We start from the raw sequence: 22,821 nt of genomic DNA, 5'->3' as shown, positions 1-22,821 counted from the left end.
TTCCCTATCTTCCCGCCAGATTGCCCGCGATAGCGGAGTGTCAGACAACCCGGTTGTCGACAGATGCACAGCCATCGCAAGCAAGCTCGCTTCCAACGTGTTGCCCCTAGCTCGACTCCCCGCGCAGTTCCTCGATGCTGATCTCGCGCATGCGGAATTTCTGGATCTTGCCGGTCACGGTCATGGGGAATTCCTCGACAAACCTGAAATGACGCGGCACCTTGAAATGGGCGACCCGCTCCTTGCACCAGTCCTGCAACGCCTCGCCGGTGGCACTGTGACCAGGATGGAACTTGATCCAGGCAACGATTTCTTCACCATAGCGTGGACAAGGGATGCCTATCACCTGCACATCCGCCACGGCCGGGTGGGTGAAGAAGAGCTCTTCCAGTTCGCGGGGGTAAACATTCTCCCCACCACGGATGATCATGTCCTTGTTACGCCCGACAATGCAGACGTACCCCTGCGCGTCCATGGTGGCCAGGTCGCCGGTGTGCATCCAGCCGTCCCGGTCGATGGCCTCGGCGGTTCCCTGGGGATTGTTCCAGTAGCCGAGCATCACGCTGTAACCACGGGTACACAATTGGCCAATGCTGCCACGGGGCACGATATCGCCGGCGTCGTCGATGATCTTGCTTTCCAGCTGCGGCTGGGTCCGACCCACGGTGGCCACGCGTAGCTCCAGCTCGTCTGAAGGACCGGTCTGCAGCGATACCGGACTGGTTTCCGTCATGCCGTAGGCGATCTGGACTTCGGCCATGTGCATCTCGCCGATGACCCGCCGCATCACTTCGATCGGGCAGGTCGCCCCGGCCATGATGCCGGTGCGCAGGCTGGACAGGTCGAATTCGCCGCGCTGCGGCTGGTCCAGCATGGCGATGAACATGGTCGGTACGCCATACAGCGCGGTGGCCTTTTCCTCGGCCACGGTGCGAAGGGTCAACAGCGGGTCGAAGGCATCGTTGGGGTAGATCATCGTGCTGCCATGGGTCATGCAGCCCAGGTTGCCCATGACCATGCCGAAGCAATGATAGAGCGGCACCGGGATCACCAGCCTGTCGGCGACGCTCAGGCCGAGGCTTTCGCCGACCATGTAGCCATTGTTGAGAATGTTGAAATGACTGAGGGTTGCGCCCTTGGGGAAACCGGTGGTGCCGGAGGTGTATTGGATATTCACCGGCTGATCGAAATGCAGGCTGGCCTGGCGCTCGGCCAATTGACCGGGGGGCACCGCCGCGCCCAGGCCCGACAGTTGCGACCAGGGCAGGAAACCGGAGGGCGGCCGGGCATCGAGGCTGATCACACCTCGCAGATCCGGCAGGCGTTCGCTGCGCAGCTGGCCGATCGATTGCTCTGCCAGCTCAGGCACGAGGGTCTGCAGCATGGCGTGGTAGTCGGAGCGCTTGAACGCCCCGGCGCATACCAGCCACTGGCAGCCGGATTGCTTGAGCACATACTCCAGCTCACCGCTGCGATAGGCAGGATTGATGTTGACCAGGATCACGCCGATTTTCGCGCTGGCGAATTGGCTGATGCACCACTGTGCGCAATTGGGCGCCCAGACACCTAGACGGTCGCCAGCGTTCAGGCCCAGCGCCAGCAAGGCCCTGGCATGCAAATCAACCGCGTCGGCCAGTTGCCGCCAGGTGTAGCGCAGCGACTGATGGCGAACCACCAACGCTTCGCCATCGGGATAGCGGGATGCGGTCTCGTCGAAAGCCTGGCCGATGGTCTGCGCCAGCAGGGCCTCGGCCTGGGAGCCACGGGTGTAGCTGAGCTGCGAATGTGAACCGGGTTGATCCATGACGCCCCCTCTTGTCTTTATTAGTGGGTGAAGCGATGTCCCTTGCTGCACAAGCCCTCTTACTCTCGCTCAAGTTGACGTTAACGTAAAGGGTGATTGACAGTCGCCCATCCCAGGCTTACGTTAACGTAAAGGTGAGAGCACTCCCCCGCTCTCCGCACCCTATAAAAAAGCCAAAGGTGTCCCATGAGCTACCCTTCCCTGAATTTTGCCCTCGGCGAAACCATCGACATGCTGCGCGACCAAGTGCAGGCCTTCGTCAGGGCCGAGCTGGCACCGCGAGCGGCGCAGATCGATATCGATAACCTGTTTCCCGCCGACATGTGGCGCAAGTTCGGCGACATGGGTCTGTTGGGCATCACCGTGCCGGAAGCCTACGGTGGCGCCGGCCTGGGTTACCTGGCTCATGTCGTGGCGATGGAAGAGATCAGCCGCGGCTCGGCCTCGGTCGCCCTCTCCTACGGCGCCCACTCCAACCTCTGTGTGAACCAGATCAACCGTAACGGCAATCACGAACAGAAAACCCGCTACCTGCCCAAACTGATCAGCGGCGAACACGTCGGCGCCCTGGCCATGAGCGAACCCAATGCCGGCTCCGACGTGGTGTCCATGAAACTGCGGGCCGACAAACGTGGCGACCGCTATGTGCTCAACGGCAGCAAGACCTGGATCACCAACGGTCCCGATGCCAACACATACGTGATCTACGCCAAGACCGACCTGGAAAAGGGTGCCCACGGCATCACCGCGTTCATCGTCGAGCGCGACTGGAAAGGCTTCAGCCGCAGCAACAAGTTCGACAAGCTCGGCATGCGCGGCTCCAACACGTGCGAGCTTTTTTTCGATGACGTCGAAGTGCCGGAAGAAAACATTCTCGGTGCGCTCAACGGCGGGGTGAAGGTCCTGATGAGCGGCCTCGACTATGAACGCGTGGTGTTGTCCGGCGGCCCCACCGGGATCATGCAGGCGTGCATGGACCTGGTCGTCCCCTACATCCACGACCGCAAGCAGTTCGGCCAGAGCATCGGCGAATTCCAGTTGATCCAGGGCAAGGTGGCCGACATGTACACCCAGCTCAACGCCAGCCGTGCCTACCTCTATGCGGTGGCCCAGGCCTGCGAGCGCGGCGAAACCACTCGCAAGGACGCTGCCGGAGTCATCCTCTATACCGCCGAACGCGCCACGCAAATGGCCCTTGAGGCCATCCAGATCCTGGGCGGCAACGGCTATATCAATGAATTCCCCGCCGGACGCCTGTTGCGTGACGCCAAGCTGTACGAGATCGGCGCCGGCACCAGTGAGATTCGTAGGATGCTGATCGGTCGCGAACTGTTCAACGAAACGAAATGAAATTTCACAAGCTGCAAGCGACAAGCCTTGAGCTGCAAGCGTTCGTGCTCTGGCTTGAAGCTTGAAGCTTGAAGCTGCTACGGAGTAGCCATGATCCTGCATACCCAGCTCAATCCGCGCTCGCCGGAATTCATTGCCAATCGCGACGCCATGCTCGGGCAAGTCGAGGCCCTGCGCGCCGTGCTCGCTCAGGTCCAGCAAGGCGGCGGCGCCAAGGCCCAGGAACGCCATACGTCACGGGGTAAACTGCTGCCTCGCGAACGCATCAATCGGTTGCTGGACCCCGGTTCACCGTTCCTGGAGATCAGCCCGCTCGCCGCCCATGGGGTGTACGGGGAAGATGTGCCCGCCGCCGGTGTGATCGCCGGAATCGGTCGGGTGGAAGGCGTCGAATGCATGATTGTCGCCAACGACGCGACCGTCAAAGGCGGCTCTTATTACCCATTGACAGTCAAGAAACACCTGCGGGCGCAGGCCATCGCCCAGCAGAACCGCCTGCCCTGCATCTACCTGGTGGACTCCGGCGGCGCCAACCTGCCGCGTCAGGACGAAGTGTTTCCGGATCGCGAACATTTCGGACGGATTTTCTTCAACCAGGCCAACATGAGCGCCCAGGGTATCCCGCAGATCGCGGTGGTAATGGGCTCCTGCACCGCCGGGGGAGCCTACGTGCCGGCGATGGCTGACGAGGCGATCATGGTCCGCGAACAGGCGACCATCTTCCTGGCCGGCCCACCGTTGGTAAAAGCCGCCACGGGCGAAGTGGTCAGCGCCGAAGACCTGGGCGGTGCCGACGTGCACTGCAAGGTCTCCGGCGTGGCCGACCATTATGCCGATAACGATGAACACGCCCTGGCACTGGCTCGCCGCAGCGTCGCCAACCTGAACTGGCGCAAGCTGGGCGACATGCACACACACACGTCGATCGCCCCGCTGTATGCCAGCGACGAACTGTACGGGGTGGTGCCGGCCGATGCCAAACAGCCTTTCGATGTCCGGGAAGTCATCGCGCGCCTGGTGGACGGCTCGGTGTTCGACGAGTTCAAGGCGTTGTTCGGTACCACCCTGGTGTGCGGCTTTGCCCATCTGCACGGCTATCCGGTGGCGATCCTGGCCAATAACGGCATCCTGTTTGCCGAGGCCGCGCAAAAAGGCGCCCACTTCATCGAGCTGGCCTGCCAGCGCGGCATTCCCTTGCTGTTCCTGCAGAACATCACCGGCTTCATGGTCGGACAAAAGTACGAAGCCGGCGGCATTGCCAAGCACGGCGCGAAACTGGTCACCGCGGTGGCTTGCGCCCGGGTGCCGAAATTCACCGTGATCATCGGCGGCAGCTTCGGCGCCGGTAACTATGGCATGTGCGGGCGTGCCTACGATCCCCGATTCCTGTGGATGTGGCCGAATGCGCGGATCGGCGTGATGGGGGCCGAGCAGGCAGCCGGTGTGCTGGTGCAGGTCAAGCGGGAGCAGGCCGAGCGCAGCGGCCATCCGTTCAGCGCCGCCCAGGAAGCCGAAATCAAGCAACCGATCCTCGACCAGTACGAAGAACAGGGTCACCCCTATTATTCCAGTGCGCGGCTGTGGGACGACGGTGTCATCGACCCGGCCCAGACCCGCGACGTGCTGGGCCTGGCCTTGTCCGCATCATTGAATGCGCCCATCGAACCGAGCCGCTTCGGCGTGTTCCGGATGTAACCGGGAAAATGTCCATGGATAACTTCAACACCCTCGAACTGCTCACCGACTCGCGCGGCGTCGCCACCTTGTGGCTGAGCCGCGAGTCGAAGAACAACGCATTCAACGCCGAAATGATCCGCGAGCTGATCCTGGCCCTCGACCAGGTCGGCAGCGACCCGGGCCTGCGCTTTTTGCTGATCCGTGGCCGAGGCAAGCACTTCAGCGCCGGCGCCGACCTGGCCTGGATGCAACAGTCGGCCGAGCTCGACTACCACACCAACCTCGACGATGCCCGGGAGCTGTCGGAGTTGATGTACAACCTTGCCAAGTTGAAGATTCCTACGCTGGCGGTCGTCCAGGGCGCGGCGTTCGGCGGTGCCCTGGGCTTGATCAGCGCCTGCGACATGGCCATCGGGGCCGATGACGCGCAGTTCTGCCTGTCGGAAGTGCGCATCGGCCTGGCACCGGCCGTGATCAGCCCGTTCGTGGTGCAAGCCATTGGCGAACGAGCCGCGCGACGCTACGCCCTCACGGCAGAACGCTTCGGCGGACAACGTGCGAAAGAGATAGGCTTGCTATCGGAAAGCTACCCATCCGAGACCCTGGACGAGCAGGTGGACCGCTGGATCGACAACCTGTTGCTCAACAGCCCGGCAGCCATGCGCGCCAGCAAGGAGCTGCTGCGCGAAGTCGGCAACGGGGCCCTCACCCCGGCCTTGCGGCGCTATACCGAAAATGCAATCGCCCGTATCCGCGTCAGCCCCGAAGGCCAGGAAGGTCTGCGGGCCTTTCTGCAAAAGCGCGCGCCAAACTGGCAAGCCGAGCCGAACCCGACCGCCTCGAAACGTAAGGAGCCGCGTCAATGAGCGTCCCAGTCCTCACTACGCTGCTGGTGGCCAATCGCGGGGAAATCGCCTGCCGCGTGATGCGCACCGCCAAGGCCATGGGGCTGACCACCGTGGCCGTCCACAGCGCAACCGATCGCGACGCTCGCCACAGCCGTGAAGCCGACATCCGTGTCGACCTGGGAGGCAGCAAGGCCGCCGACAGCTATCTGCAGATCGACAAATTGATTGCCGCGGCCCAGGCCAGCGGCGCCCAGGCTATTCATCCGGGCTACGGCTTCCTTTCCGAGAACGCAGGGTTCGCCCGGGCCGTGGAAAACGCCGGGCTGATGTTCCTCGGCCCGCCCGCCTCGGCCATCGATGCCATGGGCAGTAAATCCGCGGCCAAGGCCCTGATGGAAACCGCCGGCGTGCCGTTGGTCCCCGGCTACCATGGCGAAGCCCAGGACCTGGAAACCTTTCGCGTGGCCGCCGAACGCATCGGCTACCCGGTGCTGCTCAAGGCCACCGCCGGCGGTGGCGGCAAAGGCATGAAAGTCGTCGAGGACGTCAGCCAACTGGCCGAAGCCCTGGCATCGGCGCAGCGGGAAGCGCAATCGTCCTTCGGCGACTCGCGGATGCTGGTGGAGAAATACCTGCTCAAGCCTCGTCATGTGGAAATCCAGGTATTCGCCGACCGGCATGGTAACTGCCTGTACCTCAATGAACGGGATTGCTCGATCCAGCGCCGACACCAGAAGGTGGTGGAAGAAGCTCCCGCTCCCGGCCTGACCCCGCAACTGCGGCGGGCCATGGGCGAAGCCGCCGTGCGTGCGGCCCAGGCGATCGGCTATGTCGGCGCGGGCACCGTGGAGTTCCTGCTGGATTCGCGGGGCGAGTTTTTCTTCATGGAGATGAACACCCGCCTGCAGGTCGAGCACCCGGTCACCGAAGCGATCACTGGACTGGATCTGGTGGCCTGGCAGATTCGCGTCGCTCAGGGCGAGGCGCTTCCGATCACCCAGGAGCAGGTTCCGTTGCGGGGCCACGCGATCGAAGTACGGCTGTACGCCGAGGATCCGGCCAACGATTTCCTGCCGGCCACCGGGCGCCTGGCCCTTTATCGCGAGTCGAAGGCAGCACCGGGGCGCCGCGTCGACAGTGGCGTAGAGGAAGGCGACGAAATTTCGCCATTCTACGATCCGATGTTGGGCAAGCTGATCGCCTGGGGCGAAGACCGGGAACAGGCGCGGTTGCGGCTCTTGAGCATGCTCGACGAGTTTGCCATCGGTGGCCTGAAGACCAATATCGGTTTCCTGCGGCGCATCCTGGCTCATCCCGCCTTCGCCGCAGCGGAGCTGGATACCGGATTTATCCCACGTTATCAGGCGCAGTTACTGCCGGAACCCGGCGAACTGGATGACGGCTTCTGGCTCGCCGCAGCCCAGGGACTGGCCTTGAGCCTGGTGCCGCGCAGACGATCCGATGACAGCGGCTCGCCCTGGTCCGAGACCACCGGCCTGCGCCTGGGATTGCCAAGGGAAACGACCCTGCATCTGAGCTGCGAAGGCCAGGATCGAGCGATGACGCTGGACGTCCAGGCTGGATCCGTCGAGCTTCGTGGCGAACAACTGATCATCGAGCACGACGGTATGCGCCGCAGTCACCGAGCCATACGCCAAGGTGACAGCCTGTATCTGCAATGGAAAGGCGACCTGCATCGAGTGGACCTGTACGACCCTCTGGCCGCCGCGGAGGCTAGCCACAGCCACCAGGGCGGCCTGACCGCCCCCATGAACGGCAGCATCGTCCGAGTGCTGGTCAGCCCTGGCCAGGCCGTGGAAGCAGGCACGCAACTGGTGGTGCTGGAAGCCATGAAGATGGAACACAGCATTCGTGCGCCAAAGGCCGGTGTGATCAAGGCGTTGTTTTGCCAGGAAGGCGAAATGGTCAGCGAGGGCAACGCGCTGGTGGCGTTCGAGGAATAGGCATCGGCCCATCCAGGGCCGATCCGGTTCAGAATCTGATGGTGGCCTGCACGACCACACCGATGACGCGGCATTGCTCGGTGTACAGGCTTTTCGGGTAGGTTGGGTTGAGGGGGACCAGGTAACGCTGGCCACTCTCTTCGATCAGCTTGCGGAAGGTCGCATCGCTGCAGCCGGGTAACTGGGCGACCACCAGCTTGCCCGGCACCGCTTCGATGGCCGGGTCCACCAGGATCGACATGCCTTCGGGGATGCTCAGTCCGGTCGGCGCGGTCATCGCATCGCCCACCACCACCAGCCAGAATGCGTCCCCTTGGGCGTGGTAATCCGTCAGCTCATAGCGCGCCTGGCCGTAGTCGCCAGGCTCCCCGTCGCGAACTTCGCCCATCTGGTGCCAGTCACTCACCGGGTAGCGGAAGTACGGGTTGTACTTCTGCGCCAGGGCCATGCCTTCCGCGGTCGAGGTGTCCGGTTCGCGGATCACCATCGCCACTTCGAGGAACTCCATGCCCAATTCCTGCAGGACCCGGTTCATGTCTTCGACACTGGGCTGCCGACGCTTGGTCAGCCAATGGCCGACGCCGCCCTGAGACATTCCCAAACGTTCTGCGAGCACCACTTGCGTGACGCGCAGCTCCTTCATCTTGGCCTTGACCAACTCTATCCATTTATCCATGAGCGGCACGATACGTGGATGGCTCCGACCGTCAAAACACATATTGTAGTATTTAAATTGTCGTCACAATTACGATCGGTACTATTCTGGATCGAGGATTCCATTCCCCCAAGGAGAACCTCGATACCATGGACATACCCAGCAAAGACGAACCCGGCCGTCCCCTCGACAGCGCTTTCCCCTCGCTACAGGATTGCCCAGCCGCCCAACGGGCGTTGGACTATTACTTGAAACCAGGTGTTACGCAGACCCAGGAGCATCGCTTCTTCGACGTTAATCGCAATGTCAGCGCGGAGGAAGCCCTGGTACACGCCAGCGACCTGCTGCGCTGTGCAGCGGCCACCGCCCACGAGTCTGCCAACCGGCTGGAAGGATCGAGCCGTGACCTGGCCTTTTCGGTGGTGCATATGATTGATCTGGTCAAGGTAATGCTCGACCGGTCACTGGATGGTTACCCCAGCCGTCAGGCGTCCTGACCGGGATGGCGCCACGAGCGCGGCGACAGGAAAATTTTTTCCAATGAACGCAATAAAATCATTTGACTTGCAAATGATAATGATTATTATTGCATCAGCTGGTCGCGAGATCAGTCGATAGACCAGAAGACCTTGGTCGGACTTCTGGAATATCTCCTCATCAGGCTAATCACGGTTTTTGACCCGGCTTTTTGCCGGGTCTTTTTTTTGCCGATTTTCGGCTTATGGCTTCAGGCTAATGAAGTCTTTTCGGGTGTCGCTGATTCGATGCCGGCGATGATAGCAAATGAATATTGGTTGACAAGCGTCACCCGCCACAGCGGTAAGAACTATCGACAGGCAGCACTTGAGAATCAATTGCAGACTCTCTAAGCTGCTTTTGCGTCCAGGGAGGACGCCCCCTCCTCGCGTGCTGTAAATCGTCCCGATTTTTCCTTTCTTGTGTAAAGTAACGGCCATAAAAATCCTTTCGGGAATCGTGACCGTGGCTAAATCCTCTTTTGATATCACTGCCAATTTCGACAGCGGCAATATCGAGGTCGTGGACATCAGCAACCCGCTGCAGTCGTTGCTGAAAATCAGGCCCGACACCCGCAGCGCTCATTTCCAATGGTTCCACTTCAAGGCCAGCGGTCTGCACGTCGGCCAGGAGTATTCCTTTCGCCTGCTCAACGCCAGTCAATCGTCCTACAACAACGCATGGACGGGTTACCAGGCCGTCGCCTCCTACGATCACGTCAACTGGTTCCGCATCCCGACCCAGTTTGAAGGCGACGCCCTGCGCTTCCACCTGGAAGCCGAGCAATCCCACGCCTGGTTCGCCTATTTCGAGCCCTACAGCCGAGGCCGGCACGACTGGCTGATCGAGCAGGCGCAACACAAGGCCGGAACCGAACTACTGGCTGTCGGCAAGAGCATCGAAGGCCGTGATATCCAGCTGCTGCGCAAGGGCAGCGGGGCCGAAGGCCGTCGCAAGATCTGGATGATCGCCCAGCAGCACCCTGGCGAGCACATGGCCGAATGGTTCATGGAAGGCGTGATCGAACGCCTCCAGGACAAGGACGATGCACAACTGAACCGGCTGTTGGCCAAGGCTGATCTCTACCTGGTCCCGAACATGAACCCGGACGGTGCGTTCCACGGCCATCTGCGGACCAACGCCATGGGCCAGGACCTCAACCGCGCCTGGCAGAACGCCAGCCCGGAAATCAGTCCCGAGGTGTTTTTCGTACAGCAGCAGATGGAAAAATACGGTGTCGATCTGTTTCTCGATGCCCATGGCGATGAGGCCATTCCCCATGTCTTCACCGCCGGCTGCGAAGGTAATCCGGGCTACACGCCACGTATTGCAAGACTCGAAGAGCATTTCCGCAGCCACCTCAAGCACCAGACCAAGGACTTCCAGACCACCCACGGCTATACCCGCGACGAGCCCGGCCAGGCCAACATGACCTTGGCCTGCAATGCGGTGGGGCAGAAATACGACTGCCTTTCCCTGACCCTGGAGATGCCCTTCAAGGACCACGACGACCATCCGAACCCGCACACGGGCTGGTCCGGCAGGCGTTCGATGCAGCTGGGCAAGGATGTCCTGAGCACCATTGCGGACATGGTCGACGAGCTGCGCTGAGGGGCCGCTCCAGCACCTTCGCAATCCACAGGCGCCGTCGAAACCGACGGCGCCCCGGGAAACGGCCTCAGCGCCGGCCGGATCCGCGCAACATGCTGTCCAACACCTCATCCCGACGGACCCAACCGTGAAACAATGCCGCCGCCAGGTGCACCAACACGGTCAGGAACAGCAGGTACGCCAAGTAGCCATGGGCCTTGCGTAACAGCGCAAAGGTCTGCGCATCCGCCGGCAGGATGGACGGCAAGCGCAGCGAGTCGCTGAGCATCACCGGATCCCCCGCCGCCGAGATCATGCCCCAGCCCAGCAACGGCAAGCCCAGCATCAGCGCATACAGCAGCCCATGCGAAGCTCTGGCCGCCAGTGCCTGCCAGCCCGGCAGGTCGGCCGGAAGCGGCGGCTGCCGGGTAGTAAAGCGCACCACCAGGCGCAGGATCACCAGCAGCAGGATCGCGATGCCCAGCGGCTTGTGCAATTGCAAAAGCCACTCATGACGCTCGGACACCGAAGCCACCATGCCCGCGCCAATGAACAGCATGGCAATGACCATCAAGGCCATCAGCCAGTGAAGCAGCCGGGCCAGTGGTGCGAAGTGACGGGGAGCGTTCATGGGCGGTTCTCCTGGGTGGCGGGCAGTTGGCTCACTTCACTGGTGCGTCGCAGGTAGGAACTGGCGTATGCGGCGGACCGCGCCGCCAGCAACGGGTCTTCGGAACCTTCGATGCCACTGGGCAGGATCAGCGGGTCATAGTTGATGTCGCGGCACTCACCGTTGTCTTGCGCCTGGGTGCGCTCCAGCACCAGCGTGCCGGCATTGAGCACCTTGCGGTCCGCGGGCCAGGCCTTGCTGGCGTCGTTGATCGGATCGCCCGGATTGGCCAGGGTGATCTGCAGTTGCCAGCGCAGGGGGCCGTTGGCAAGACGCTTGCTCAGGTCCTGTTCCAGGAAGTCGGCGCCCTGGGGCGGCGTGGCGTCGGCGGCATCCTGGCTCATCGGCACCACGCCCCAGCGCACCGCCTGGCGTTGCCCTGCCGTGTTGACCAGGTAGAACGCATTGATGCCGTTATAGGTTTCGGTGGCGTAGCTGGCCGACGGTCTCGCGGTCTTGATCCATTGCAGGAACGGCACCGCTTCCGGATGCGCGGCGAAAAACGCCGGCACCGCCGCCGGATTGGGTTTTCCCGTAGCCGGATCGGGCGATTGGGCCTGTTGGAACTGGTAGAACGCCTCGGGCGTGCCCACCGGGAATACCGGCATGCTGTTCATGCCGGTGCGCCATTGCTGGCCGTCGGCCTGGGTGAAACGCAACGCCAGGCTGCGGATCGGCACACTGCCGTCCGGTGCGTACGGGTTGCCGCTGGGCAAGGCGAAACGTCCGACGACCGGCGTGCGCGGCTGCGCGAACACCTGGGCACGGGAATAGGCTCGCGCCTCGCCGCTGCTTTCGAAATAGCCCGCGACACAAACCCCTTTGGAGTGGTTGCGACGAAAGCCGGGATGCATACCGTTGTTCTTTTCCAGCACATTGACCAGCGCCTTGGGCGTCAGGCGCTGTGGATCGAGAGCGCCATTGACATAGGCAAACGCACCAGCCAGTGCGGCCACGATAACGGCGATGCCACTCAGGCGCAGTGTCAGGCTGGCGGCACTCAACGGCGGCCGGCTCGATGAGCGGGGGGAGGAAGGGTCAACCATGACGAAGCTCCAGGGCCCAGGGCCATTTGCAGAAGGACCTGTCAGACGAAGACCCGAAAGGTTTATTCCCACGCCTCGTATTTATTTTTCCGGCGCTGGAATAATCTGGTTCACGGGGCGTCTTGCCTGTCTCGGCGCACTGGCTGCCCAACTGAAGCCACACTCCATGAATGAACTCGATGAACAGTTGCGCGTGCTCATCCCCCGGCTACGGCGCTTTGCCGTGTCGCTGACGCGCAACCCCAGCAATGCCGACGACCTGGTGCAGATGTGCCTGGAACGGGCGCTGGCCAAGTGGAACGACAAGCGTGCCGAAGGCGATTTGCGGGCCTGGCTGTTTGCGATCCTGTATCGGCAGTTTGTCGATGCCCATCGCCGGTCCCGGCGCTATGCGCGCATGCTGGAGTTCTTTACCGGACGCGACGACGCCCAGCCTTCGGCCGAGCGCAGCGTGATCGCCCAGTCGTCTCTGCAGGCGTTCGACCAACTCACCACCGAACAACGGGCGCTGCTGCTATGGGTGTCGGTCGAAGGCTTGAGCTACCAGCAAGTCGCCGACATCCTCGGCGTACCAACCGGCACCGTGATGTCACGCCTGTCCCGCGCCCGCCAGGCCCTGCGCCAACTCAGCGATGGCGAAATCACCCGCCCCACCCTGCGGATACTCAAATGATCAGCATGCCCCCCACCGACAACGACCTGCACGCCTATGTCGATCGACAACTGAGCGAGGCCGACCAGCGCCTGATGGAAACGTACCTGGCCCACCACCCCGACGTTGCCACGCGGGTCCGAGCCTGGCAAAGGGACGCGCAACACCTGCGCACGGCCCTGGGCGTTGCCCTGGGACAACCGCCCAATCCGGACCTTGACCCGGCGATGATCCGACAGCGTCTCAAGCAGCGCTCCCGCCGCTACCTGGCCAGCGCAGCGGCCTTGCTGCTGGCTCTGGGCATGGGCGGGGTCACTGGCTGGCAGGCCCGGGAAATGACGCTGCTCAGCACGGCAGCCCCCATGGCCGACGCCATGCAGGCATACCGGTTATTTGCCCAGCAGGGCATTCTTCCGGCCGACTACCAGGCCGGCGACGAGCGTGGCATGCAAGGCTGGCTCGACCGCTACTTCACCCAAGCCAATCCCTTGCCCGACCTGTCCGGCGCCGGCTTCAAGCCAGTCAGCGGGCGCTTGCTCAGCACCGAGCAAGGCGCGGCGGCCATGGTGGTCTATCAAGACCCGAGCGGCCAGAAGATCAGCTTCTACGTACGGCCACCAGGCCCGAGAAACTTCCTGCTGCCCCGCGGCAGTCGTCGCGACGGCGAGCTGCAGGCCGAGTACTGGTCCGGGCCAGGCTACAACTATGCGATGGTCATCCCCAGCGATCTGTCGGCGGCGCAGAAGCTCAGGCAGACCCTGGACTTCTGACGCCTCGACCGGCTCCGAAAGCGTCCACAAAAGGGGATCGTCCAGGATTGCCTACCCTTGCCCGAACACCTGTGAAGGCCTGCGCAACAAAGGGTCGAACGGATTGATCCGCGGACCGATCAAGGCCGCCTCGCGCTTGAGCATTTCCACCACCGTCGGCAGGCGGTCCGGTCCCAGCCGGTCGCTGATCGTCGCCACGCTCAAGGCCGCCACGGCCCGGCCGTCACGATCGAGGATCGGCACGGCCACCCCCGCCATCCCTTGCAATACGCCGGTGTTACGTCCGGCATACCCCAGGGTGCGCACGTTCTCTACCTCCGAGCGCAGGAAGACTTCGTCGTACAGGTGAAAATCCTTCAGCCGCGGCAGGTTATAGCGAATGACCGTGTCGCGTTCTTCGGCCGGCAGGAACGCCAGGATCGCCAGGCTGCCCTGCCCCACCCCAAGCGCCACCCGCCCGCCGATATCACCGGTGAAGGTGCGGATCGGAAACGGCCCTTCACTGCGGTCCAGGCAGATCGCATCGAAACCGCAGCGCGCCAGCAGGAACAACGAGTCCCCCAGTGAGGCCGACAGCCGCAACATCGCCGGCCGCGCCAGCTCGCGCAGGTTGCCGGTGTTGCCGGCGCGGGCGGCCAGGGCGAAGAAGTCCAGGCTCAGGCGGTAACGCTTGCTGCGTGCGTCCTGCTCGACCATGCCCTCGTCCATCAGGCTGCGCAGCAGGCGATGGGTCGTGGGCTGGGACAGACCAACGCGCTGGGCCAGTTGCGTGACCCGCTCGCCACCGTCAGCGGTATCGCCCAGGCTGCGTAACACGGCAAACAGCCTGGAAACCATGCCGACCCCGGCCTCGCCCTTCTCATCATTCCGCTCAGTGGAATTTTTCATTCATATTCTCTGCATTTAATTTATTCACCGAATGAAACTGAAAATAGTCATCGTCTCAGTGAAATAGTCCATTGAGCCCATCCTATTCTTCGGCCTACTCTGCGTCCATAAGGGGCGATTCGAACAACAGCGGCAGCCGACCCAGGTCGAGCGCCAACGCACCCCGCGACACCCTTTCGTATCTGCCCATACAAAAAAGCGCGCTGGTTGGCGACGCATAACAAACCCAGGTGGAACGCAGTCATGGCTTTCGTGCAACTTGAAGACTTGAGTAAACGTTACGGCGACATCGACGCCGTGGTCGCCACCAACCTCTCGGTGGAAAAAGGCGAGTTCGTCTCGCTGCTGGGGCCGTCCGGCTGCGGCAAGACCACCACGCTGCAGATGATCGCCGGCTTCGTCGAGGTCAGCAGCGGCCGCATCCTGCTGGACGGTCGCGACATCACCCACGCCAAGCCGGCAAGCCGGGGCCTGGGGGTGGTGTTCCAGAGTTATGCGCTGTTCCCCCACATGACCGTCCGGGACAATGTCGCCTTCGGCCTGCGCATGCGCAAAATCCCCAACGCCGAGCTGCAGCCACGGGTGGATCGGGTGCTCAAACTGGTGCGCCTGGACCGGCATGCCGAGCGCTACCCGCGCGAACTCTCGGGCGGCCAGCGCCAACGCGTGGCATTGGCCCGGGCGCTGGTGATCGAGCCGCCGGTGCTGTTGCTCGACGAGCCGCTGTCCAACCTCGACGCCAACCTGCGCGAAGAAATGCAATTCGAGATTCGCCGCATCCAGCGGGAGGTCGGCATCACTACCTTGATGGTGACCCACGACCAATCCGAAGCGCTGTCCATCAGCGACCGGGTCGTGGTGATGCAGGCCGGGCGCATCACTCAGATCGACGCGCCGTATACCCTCTACGAACACCCACGCACCACCTTCATTTCCGGCTTCGTCGGCAAGGCCAACCTGTTGCCCGGCGCACGGGACAGCGCCGGTGTCATCCAGGCCTGCCCTCTTGGCAACGGGGACCTGACCCTGAGCCTGCGCCCGGAAAAGATCGACCTGTGCCCGGCAGGTACGGGGCGCCTGCAAGGCACCATCGTCAATCGCTTCTTCCTGGGCAGCCAGTGGCTCTACGGTGTCTCGACCAGCCTGGGCGAGTTGTGCGTGGTGCGCCGCAACGATGGCGGCGCTCCCATCACCGAAGGCACGGTCGTCGGCCTTGACTGGGACCCGGCATTGCTGCGCGTGCTGAGTGTGGACGAGGTGCGGGCATGAAGCGCCTGGACGCCATACGCCGGGGCCGCCAGGGTTACCTGATGTCCGCACCGGCCCTGGCCCTGTACCTGGGCTTGCTGGTCATTCCCCTGGGCCTGACGCTGGTGCTGTCGTTCAATGTCTTCGACTATGGCTCGGGCATCGACAGCAACGCCTACACCTTCGAGCACTACGTCAGCCTGCTGGGCGATCCGTACTTCTACGAGATCTTTCTGCGCACTTTCTGGATCAGCGCCCTGACCACGCTGTTGTGCGTGGCGATCGGCGTGCCCGAGGCGTACATCCTCAGCCGCATGGGCGCCCCATGGCGTTCGATTTTCCTGATCCTGATTCTCACGCCGCTGCTGATTTCGGTGGTGGTGCGCGCCTTCGGCTGGAGCCTGCTGTTGGGCGCCGATGGCCTGGTCAACCAGACATTGCTGGCCCTCGGCGGCTCGCCGATGAAGCTGCTCTACACACCGTTCGCCGTGGTCATCGCCCTGGTCCACGTGATGTTGCCGTTCATGGTCATTCCGGTCTGGACCTCGTTGCAGAAGCTCGATCCGGCGGCGGAACAGGCCGCGCTGTCCCTGGGCGCCAGCCAGTTCACGGTGATACGCAAGGTGGTGCTGCCGCAGATCATGCCCGGCGTGCTTTCCGGCACCCTGATCGTGTTCGGCCTGGCCGCCAGCTCCTTCGCCATCCCCGGCCTGTTGGGCGGACGTCGCCTGAAGATGGTCGCCACGCTGATCTACGACCAGTACCTGTCGGAGCTCAACTGGCCCATGGGCGCCGCCATCGCCATCGCGCTGCTGTTGCTCAACCTGCTGATCATGCTGTCGTGGAATCGCATGATCGAAGGCCGCTACAAGAAGTCATTGGGGTAATTCGTCATGTCCAGGAACGGTCCTTTCGCCCTGTTGTTTCATAGCCTGGTGGTGGTGTTCATGCTGGCGCCGCTGGTGGTGGTCTGCCTGGTTGCCTTCACTCCGGAGAACACCCTGAGCCTGCCGACCACGGAGTTTTCCCTGCGTTGGTTCCGCGCGGTGTTCGAGCGTGCGGATTTCGTCGATGCGTTCTACAACAGCCTGGTGCTGGCGTTCTGCGCAGCCTCGCTGGCGACGTTGATCGCGGTGCCGGCGGCCCTGGCGATAACCCGCCTCGAGTTTCCCGGCCGGGATTTCTTCAACGGTCTGTTCCTGTCGCCCATCATCATCCCCCATCTGGTACTGGGCGTGGCGCTGTTGCGGCTGTTCGCGCTGATGGGCGTGAACGGCAACTTCACCTGGCTGATCTTCGCCCACGTGCTGGTCATCACGCCCTATGTGCTGCGTCTGGTCCTGGCCTCGGCCATCGGCCTGGATCGCAGCGCCGAACAGGCGGCGCAATCGCTGGGAGCCGGGCGGTTCACGCTGTTTCGGCAGATCACCCTGCCGATGATCCTGCCCGGGGTGGCCGGAGGTTGGTTGCTGGCGTTCATCAACAGTTTCGACGAGGTCACGCTGTCGATCTTCGTCACCTCGCCGGCGACACAGACTTTGCCGGTGCGCATGTACGTCTACGCCACCGAGTCCATCGACCCAATGATGGCGGCGGTGTCGGCGCTGGTCATTGCGCTTACCGCGCTGACCATGATTCTGCTCGACCGGGTGTATGGCCTGGACCGGGTCCTGGTAGGCAAACAATGAGGGCGCCATGGCTCTGCTGAAACGACTGGCCGAAGGCGACCGCCCGGCCCTGGACTTTACCCTGGACGGCATGCCGGCGACCGGCCTGCTGGGAGACACCCTGCTGACTGCGGTGCTGACCTGCAGCGACCACTTGCGCGGCAGCGATTTCAGCGCCCAGCCCCGGGCCGGTTTCTGCCTGATGGGCGCATGCCAGGATTGCTGGGTGCGCCTGGGTGACGGCCGCCGCGTGCGGGCCTGCTCCACACTGCTGGAAGCCGGACAGCAGATCACTCGCGAGCCGGGGCGCCAGGTATGAATCCATGTACGTGGCATGGCACTGCCAACTCCCCGAGGTGGTCATGAAACCCATCGCCATCGTCGGCGCCGGCCCGGCCGGGATCCGTGCCGCCCAGACCCTGGTCGCCCATGGCGTCTTTCCGGTCCTGCTGGACGAGGCCGCCCGTGGTGGCGGACAGATCTATCGGCGCCAACCGGCCAATTTCAAACGCTCGCCCGCCGCGCTGTATGGCTTCGAGGCAAACAAGGCCAACGCTCTCCACCAGACCCTCGACGAGCTGCGCGAGCAACTCGACTACCGCCCCGACACCCTGGTGTGGAACGCCGAGGCCGGCCTGCTGGACACCCTGCATGAAGGCCGCGCCGCCCGTCTCGAGTACGCCAGTGTGATCGTCGCGACAGGCGCCACCGACCGGATCCTGCCCGTGCCAGGCTGGACCTTGCCAGGGGTCTACAGCCTGGGCGCGGCCCAGATCGCGTTGAAGTTCCAGGGCTGCGCCATTGGCGAGCGGGTGGTGTTCGCCGGCAGCGGCCCCTTGCTCTATCTGGTGGCTTATCAATACGCCAAGGCCGGTGCCAACGTGGTCGCGGTGCTCGACAGCTCGCCCTTCAGTAGCCAGGCTCGGGCCCTGCCCGGCTTGTTGAAGCAGCCCCTCACCCTCGCCAAGGGCCTCTATTACCGCGGCTGGCTGGCCGCCCACGGCATCGCCGTGCACCAGGGCGCGAGCCTGACGCATATCGAGGGCGAACGACGGGTTCGCTCAGTGCGATGGCGCGACACCCAAGGCGAGCAGTCCATCGCTTGCGATGCGCTGGCTTTCGCCCACGGCTTGCGCAGCGAAACCCAACTGGCCGACCTGCTGGGCTGCCAGTTCACCTGGCAACCCCTCAACCGCGCCTGGCTGCCCCAACGAGACCACGCCGGTCGCAGCAGCGTGCCCGGTGTCTACCTGGCCGGTGACGGCGCCGGCATCATGGGTGCCGATGCCGCGGAAATGGCCGGCGAGCGGGCGGCCCTGGCCGCACTGGAAGATCTCGGTTACCGGGTCGATCCGCAGCGATGCGCTCAGCTGGAACAGACCCTGGAACGCATCGGCCATTTCCGACAAGGCCTGGAACGTGCCTTCGCTTTCCCCGAGAACTGGGCCAAGGATGCTGCCGACGAGCTGATGATATGCCGCTGCGAAGAAGTCAGCGCCGGCGACATCCGCAGCGTGGTGGCTGAAGGTCACTGGGAGATCAACCGGGTCAAGGCCCATTGCCGGGTCGGCATGGGCCGTTGCCAGGGCCGCATGTGCGGTGCCGCCGCGGCGGAAATCATCGCCAGCGCAAGCGCCCGCCCCGTCTGTGGGATCGGTCGCCTGCGGGCGCAGGCACCGATCAAGCCGTTGCCCTTTGGCCTGGAGGTCGAGCCGTGATCGACGTAGACGTGATCATCATCGGCGGCGGTATCGTCGGCGCCTCGGCGGCCTTGTTCCTGAGCAAGGCCGGACGCCGGGTGGCGTTGCTGGAGCGCGATTTCTGCGGCGCTCACTCCAGCGGCGTGAATTATGGCGGCGTGCGGCGCCAGGGGCGGCCACTGTCGCAACTGCCGTTGTCGCAACGGGCCCACGAAATCTGGAGCCAGTTGCCGCAGCTGATCGGCATCGACGGTGAATACCAGCGCAGCGGCCACTTGAAACTGGCCCGCAGCGCCGACGACCTGCGGGCACTGCACGATTATGCCAGCGCCAGCCAGGGCTTCGGCCTCGATCTGCAACTGCTCGATCGCGATGAGCTGCATGCCCGTTTCCCTTGGGTCGGTGCCGTCGCGGTCGGGGCCTCCTTCTGCCCGGAGGATGGTCACGCCAATCCACGGCTGGTGTCCCCCGCCTTCGCCCAGGCCGCTCGCCGGCATGGCGCCCAGGTCCATGAACAATGCGCCGTCGACAGCGTGGAGCACGATGGCCAGCGCTTTACCGTGCGTACCCGGGTGGGCCCGCGGCTCCAGGCTCCCTGGCTGTTGAACTGTGCTGGCGCCTGGGCCAGCCATTTCGCCGCGCAGTTCGGCGAAGCCGTGCCCATGCATGCCGGGCACCCGGCGATGCTGGTCACCGAACCACTGCCCCTGGTGATGGATGCCAGCACTGGGGTGGAAGGCGGCGGGATCTATGCGCGCCAGGTCGCTCGGGGCAATTGCGTGCTGGGCGGCGGCCAGGGTTTCGCCCTGGACGAGGCCCGCGCCCGACCCGGGCAGAACGCGGTGCTCGAAATCCTGCGCCAGGCGGTCGAACTCTACCCGTTCCTGGAGGGTGCCCAGGCCATCCGTACCTGGAGCGGCACCGAAGGTTACCTGCCCGATCGCCAACCGGTGATCGGCCCCAGCAGCACCCAACCCGGCCTGTTGCACGCGTTCGGCTTTGCCGGCGCGGGCTTCCAGATCGGCCCCGCGGTGGGCCAGGCGCTCACCGAAATCATCTGTTGCGGCGCCTCGAACACGTCGCTGGATGCGTTTTCCATCACCCGGTTCCACTCCATCTCCGTTGCTTGATAGAGGAAGGTCGCGCCAATGAATAACGTCAAACGCACTGCACTTCTGGGTATTTCCTGCTTGAGCGCCTTGCTCGGTATCGGCCAGGCACACGCCGAGCCGACGCTCTACCTGGGCATGAACGGCGGAACCATGGAGCGGCTCTACGCCGACAAGGTCCTGCCGGCGTTCGAGAAGGCCAACAACGTCAAGGTCGTGATCGTGCCCGGCACGTCCGCCGACATCCTGGCGAAGGTACAAGCCAGCAAGGACAATCCACAGATGCATGTCATGTTCCTGGATGACGGCATCATGTACCGCGCCATCGCCATGGGCCTGTGCGACAAACTCGAGGACAACCCAACCCTGGCGCAGATTCCGGCCAAGGGGCGCATCAAGGACCAGGCCGTGGCAGTGAGTCTCGGTGTCACGGGACTTGCCTACAACACGCGGTTGTTCAAGGAAAAAGGCTGGGACGCTCCTACATCCTGGATGGACATGGCCGACCCGCGCTTCAAGGACAAGCTGGTGTTCCAGTCGGTGGCCTCATCGACCTTCGGCCTGCACGGCTTCCTGATGTTCAACCGCATCCAGGGCGGCAATGAAACCGACGTGGAACCGGGCTTCAAGGCCTGGCCGGACACTGTCGGGCGCAACGTGCTGGAATACATCCCCAGCTCGGCGAAGATTTCCGAAATGCTGCAAACCGACGAAGCGGCGCTGTTCCCACTGACGCCTACCCAGGTGACTGCCCTCAAGCTCAAGGGCATGCCGGTCGAATACGCACAACCGAAGGAAGGCGCGGTAGTGCTCAACGTGGCCGAATGCGCCATCGCCCGCAACACCCAGCCTGAACTGGCGCAGAAACTCGCCGCCTTCCTGTTGACGCCCGAAGCCCAGGCCATCGCCCTGGAAGAAGGCGACCAGATCCCGTCCAACCCCAACACCCCGACCACCGACAAGACTCGCGGCCAGGTGGAGGCGATGAAGCAATACCTGGAAACCGCCATTGCCGTGGATTGGGACCAGGTCAACGAACAGCGTCCGGCCTGGAATGCGCGGTGGAACCGCAGCATCGAACGCTAGGGCTTGCCTGAAAAGACGCCAGGCGACGACCGTCACCCAGGCGCTTTTTTTGTACAACGCGAGGGGTAAACCGTGGCGCAGCAAGCGCTGTCCTGAAGCCTGGCATAAGGTGTGTCAGACTGTTCGGGTTGTGGCGTTGGGTTGCCTTGCAGCCCCTCGCCACAAGGTTCTGTGTCAGGCCCGATGGCTGCAGACTCCTTTCCTGATCGACAGCGAATTTTCCATGGACACCCTCGCCCAACTCCGCGCCGGCCAACTGTCGGGGACCACCCGATTGAAACTGGCGTGTGGCCTGACGAAATTCCCCCGGGAAATCTTCGAGCTGGCCGACTCCCTAGAAATTCTCGACCTCAGCGGCAATCAGCTCGATACATTGCCCGACGACTTGCATCGGCTGAGCCGATTGCGCGTGCTGTTCTGCTCGGACAACCGCTTCACTGAACTGCCCGAATGCCTGGGCCGCTGCGCCGCCCTGACCATGGTCGGTTTCAAGGCCAACCGCATCGAACGTGTCACGGGGGCAGCCCTGCCGCCGCTGTTGCGCTGGCTGATCCTGACCGACAACCGCATCAGTCGATTGCCGGATGAACTGGGGCGACGCCCCCATCTGCAGAAACTGATGCTGGCCGGCAACCGATTGCAGCAGCTACCGCAAAGCCTGGGGCAATGCCAGCGACTCGAACTGCTGCGCGTCGCCGCCAACCGCCTGGTGGAGTTGCCGCAATGGCTGTCGACATTGCCCAGCCTCAGCTGGCTGGCCTACGCCGGCAATCCGTTGGAGACCCAGGCCAATGCCGCCCCGTTGAACGCCACGCCCGCCATCGACTGGTCGCAACTGGCTCTGCGACAGCGGCTGGGGGAAGGCGCCTCGGGTGTGATCCACCGGGCCCGATGGCAACCGCCGGGCCAGGCGGCCAGGGAGGTTGCGGTGAAACTCTATAAAGGCGAAATGACCAGCGATGGCTCGCCATTGCACGAAATGCACGCCTGCATCACCGCCGGCAGGCATCCGAACCTGATCGAGGTACTGGGTCAGGTGGCCGGTCATCCCCAGGGGCAGGCCGGGCTGGTGATGGCCCTGGTGGAGCCCAGCTATCGCAACCTGGCCGGACTGCCCAGCCTGTCCTCCTGCACTCGCGATGTATATGCCGATGAACTGCGCTTGAGTCTGCCCGTAGCGTTGCGCATCGCCCACGGCATCGCCTCGGTGGGGGCGCATCTCCATTGCCAAGGGCTCACCCATGGTGATCTGTACGGACACAACATTCTATTCAATGACCAAGGCGACTGCCTGTTGGGAGATTTCGGCGCAGCGTCGTTCCACGGCACCCCGGACAGCGCACAGACCCGGGCATTGCAACGTATCGAAGTGCGGGCCTTTGGGATTCTGCTGGGGGAACTGCTGGAGCGGGTCGAACCCGGCGTCGTGGAGCTTGGAACACTGGAAGAATTGAAGGCGCGCTGTTGTCAGCCGCAGGTACTGGCTCGGCCGGGGTTTGATGAGATTGAGGGTTTGCTTAGCGAACTCAAGCGAATTGATCACTCCCATACCCACTGAGCTCACCCATCCTGGTGGCGAGG

At 63.4% G+C, this 22,821-nt stretch carries 21 protein-coding genes; 16 read left to right on the top strand and 5 right to left on the bottom strand.

Annotated elements, in window-relative coordinates; translation table 11 throughout:
* Positions 1-106: 106 nt before the first annotated feature.
* Entirely contained in the window at positions 107-1,804 is a 1,698-nt protein-coding gene (locus AC1M7R_RS21210; RefSeq protein WP_165887619.1) for an AMP-binding protein, read from the bottom strand.
* Positions 1,805-1,990: 186 nt separating this feature from the next.
* Here AC1M7R_RS21210 and AC1M7R_RS21205 point away from each other — a divergent pair, with 186 nt between their 5' ends.
* The 4 genes from AC1M7R_RS21205 (at position 1,991) to AC1M7R_RS21190 (ending at position 7,643) form a co-directional block, all read left to right on the top strand.
* Positions 1,991-3,154: an isovaleryl-CoA dehydrogenase gene (locus AC1M7R_RS21205; protein ID WP_072388829.1), complete on the top strand. Its 1,164-nt coding sequence runs from the start codon at positions 1,991-1,993 to the stop codon at positions 3,152-3,154.
* 90 nt (positions 3,155-3,244) lie between these two features.
* A complete protein-coding gene (locus AC1M7R_RS21200) occupies positions 3,245-4,849 on the top strand; it encodes a carboxyl transferase domain-containing protein (protein WP_072388831.1) in 1,605 nt (534 codons plus the stop codon).
* Between the two features lie 14 nt (positions 4,850-4,863).
* Positions 4,864-5,697, top strand: coding sequence for a gamma-carboxygeranoyl-CoA hydratase (locus AC1M7R_RS21195; RefSeq protein ID WP_072430400.1), 834 nt, complete (start codon positions 4,864-4,866; stop codon positions 5,695-5,697).
* Positions 5,694-7,643, top strand: a complete 1,950-nt coding sequence (locus AC1M7R_RS21190; RefSeq protein WP_490609897.1) for an acetyl/propionyl/methylcrotonyl-CoA carboxylase subunit alpha — start codon at positions 5,694-5,696, stop codon at positions 7,641-7,643. The genes AC1M7R_RS21195 and AC1M7R_RS21190 overlap by 4 nt, the downstream gene beginning before the upstream one ends.
* A 28-nt stretch (positions 7,644-7,671) precedes the next feature.
* Here the strand turns inward: AC1M7R_RS21190 and AC1M7R_RS21185 are convergent, their stop codons facing one another.
* A complete protein-coding gene (locus AC1M7R_RS21185) occupies positions 7,672-8,319 on the bottom strand; it encodes a LexA family protein (protein WP_072430398.1) in 648 nt (215 codons plus the stop codon).
* 128 nt (positions 8,320-8,447) lie between these two features.
* On the opposite strand from AC1M7R_RS21185, the gene AC1M7R_RS21180 reads away from it, so the two are divergent.
* Positions 8,448-8,795 carry a DUF6124 family protein gene (locus tag AC1M7R_RS21180; RefSeq protein WP_072388839.1) on the top strand — a complete coding sequence of 116 codons (348 nt, stop codon included), beginning with the start codon at positions 8,448-8,450 and terminating at the stop codon, positions 8,793-8,795.
* A 478-nt stretch (positions 8,796-9,273) separates the two neighbouring features.
* Positions 9,274-10,425, top strand: coding sequence for a M14 family metallopeptidase (locus AC1M7R_RS21175; protein WP_490609896.1), 1,152 nt, complete (start codon positions 9,274-9,276; stop codon positions 10,423-10,425).
* Between the two features lie 67 nt (positions 10,426-10,492).
* Here the strand turns inward: AC1M7R_RS21175 and AC1M7R_RS21170 are convergent, their stop codons facing one another.
* Entirely contained in the window at positions 10,493-11,035 is a 543-nt protein-coding gene (locus AC1M7R_RS21170) for a cytochrome b (protein ID WP_072388845.1), read from the bottom strand.
* On the bottom strand, positions 11,032-12,120 hold the full coding sequence (locus tag AC1M7R_RS21165) for a catalase family peroxidase (RefSeq protein WP_072388847.1): 1,089 nt from the start codon (positions 12,118-12,120) through the stop codon (positions 11,032-11,034). The genes AC1M7R_RS21170 and AC1M7R_RS21165 overlap by 4 nt, the downstream gene beginning before the upstream one ends.
* A gap of 166 nt (positions 12,121-12,286) precedes the next feature.
* Between AC1M7R_RS21165 and AC1M7R_RS21160 the strand changes: the two genes are divergently transcribed.
* The gene (locus AC1M7R_RS21160; RefSeq protein WP_072430395.1) at positions 12,287-12,793 is read left to right on the top strand and encodes a sigma-70 family RNA polymerase sigma factor; all 507 of its coding nucleotides are present in this window, start codon (positions 12,287-12,289) and stop codon (positions 12,791-12,793) included.
* Positions 12,790-13,542: an anti-sigma factor family protein gene (locus AC1M7R_RS21155; RefSeq protein WP_490609895.1), complete on the top strand. Its 753-nt coding sequence runs from the start codon at positions 12,790-12,792 to the stop codon at positions 13,540-13,542. Before AC1M7R_RS21160 ends, AC1M7R_RS21155 begins: the two co-directional genes overlap by 4 nt.
* Positions 13,543-13,593: 51 nt before the next feature.
* On the opposite strand, the gene AC1M7R_RS21150 is transcribed toward AC1M7R_RS21155, so the two are convergent.
* Positions 13,594-14,430 (bottom strand): IclR family transcriptional regulator, encoded by an 837-nt coding sequence (locus AC1M7R_RS21150; RefSeq protein ID WP_072430393.1) that lies wholly within the window; start codon positions 14,428-14,430, stop codon positions 13,594-13,596.
* Positions 14,431-14,673: 243 nt separating this feature from the next.
* Between AC1M7R_RS21150 and AC1M7R_RS21145 the strand changes: the two genes are divergently transcribed.
* The 8 genes from AC1M7R_RS21145 (at position 14,674) to AC1M7R_RS21110 (ending at position 22,798) form a co-directional block, all read left to right on the top strand.
* Positions 14,674-15,699, top strand: a complete 1,026-nt coding sequence (locus tag AC1M7R_RS21145) for an ABC transporter ATP-binding protein (RefSeq protein WP_072430392.1) — start codon at positions 14,674-14,676, stop codon at positions 15,697-15,699.
* Complete coding sequence (locus AC1M7R_RS21140; RefSeq protein ID WP_072388858.1) at positions 15,696-16,565, top strand: ABC transporter permease; 870 nt, start codon at positions 15,696-15,698, stop codon at positions 16,563-16,565. The genes AC1M7R_RS21145 and AC1M7R_RS21140 overlap by 4 nt, the downstream gene beginning before the upstream one ends.
* 6 nt (positions 16,566-16,571) lie before the next feature.
* Positions 16,572-17,366, top strand: a complete 795-nt coding sequence (locus AC1M7R_RS21135) for an ABC transporter permease (protein ID WP_072388860.1) — start codon at positions 16,572-16,574, stop codon at positions 17,364-17,366.
* Between the two features lie 7 nt (positions 17,367-17,373).
* The gene (locus tag AC1M7R_RS21130; protein WP_072430391.1) at positions 17,374-17,664 is read left to right on the top strand and encodes a (2Fe-2S)-binding protein; all 291 of its coding nucleotides are present in this window, start codon (positions 17,374-17,376) and stop codon (positions 17,662-17,664) included.
* A 43-nt stretch (positions 17,665-17,707) separates the two neighbouring features.
* The gene (locus tag AC1M7R_RS21125) at positions 17,708-19,063 is read left to right on the top strand and encodes an FAD/NAD(P)-dependent oxidoreductase (protein ID WP_072388863.1); all 1,356 of its coding nucleotides are present in this window, start codon (positions 17,708-17,710) and stop codon (positions 19,061-19,063) included.
* Positions 19,060-20,175 carry an NAD(P)/FAD-dependent oxidoreductase gene (locus tag AC1M7R_RS21120; protein ID WP_103894026.1) on the top strand — a complete coding sequence of 372 codons (1,116 nt, stop codon included), beginning with the start codon at positions 19,060-19,062 and terminating at the stop codon, positions 20,173-20,175. The genes AC1M7R_RS21125 and AC1M7R_RS21120 overlap by 4 nt, the downstream gene beginning before the upstream one ends.
* 18 nt (positions 20,176-20,193) lie before the next feature.
* Positions 20,194-21,240, top strand: a complete 1,047-nt coding sequence (locus tag AC1M7R_RS21115) for an ABC transporter substrate-binding protein (protein WP_072430388.1) — start codon at positions 20,194-20,196, stop codon at positions 21,238-21,240.
* A gap of 223 nt (positions 21,241-21,463) precedes the next feature.
* Positions 21,464-22,798 (top strand): leucine-rich repeat-containing protein kinase family protein, encoded by a 1,335-nt coding sequence (locus AC1M7R_RS21110; protein ID WP_490609894.1) that lies wholly within the window; start codon positions 21,464-21,466, stop codon positions 22,796-22,798.
* The last annotated feature ends 23 nt before the right edge of the window (positions 22,799-22,821 follow it).

It is taken from the genome of Pseudomonas sp. MS01C9 (assembly GCF_058202755.1).
This window is presented reverse-complemented; position numbering and strand designations above follow the sequence as displayed.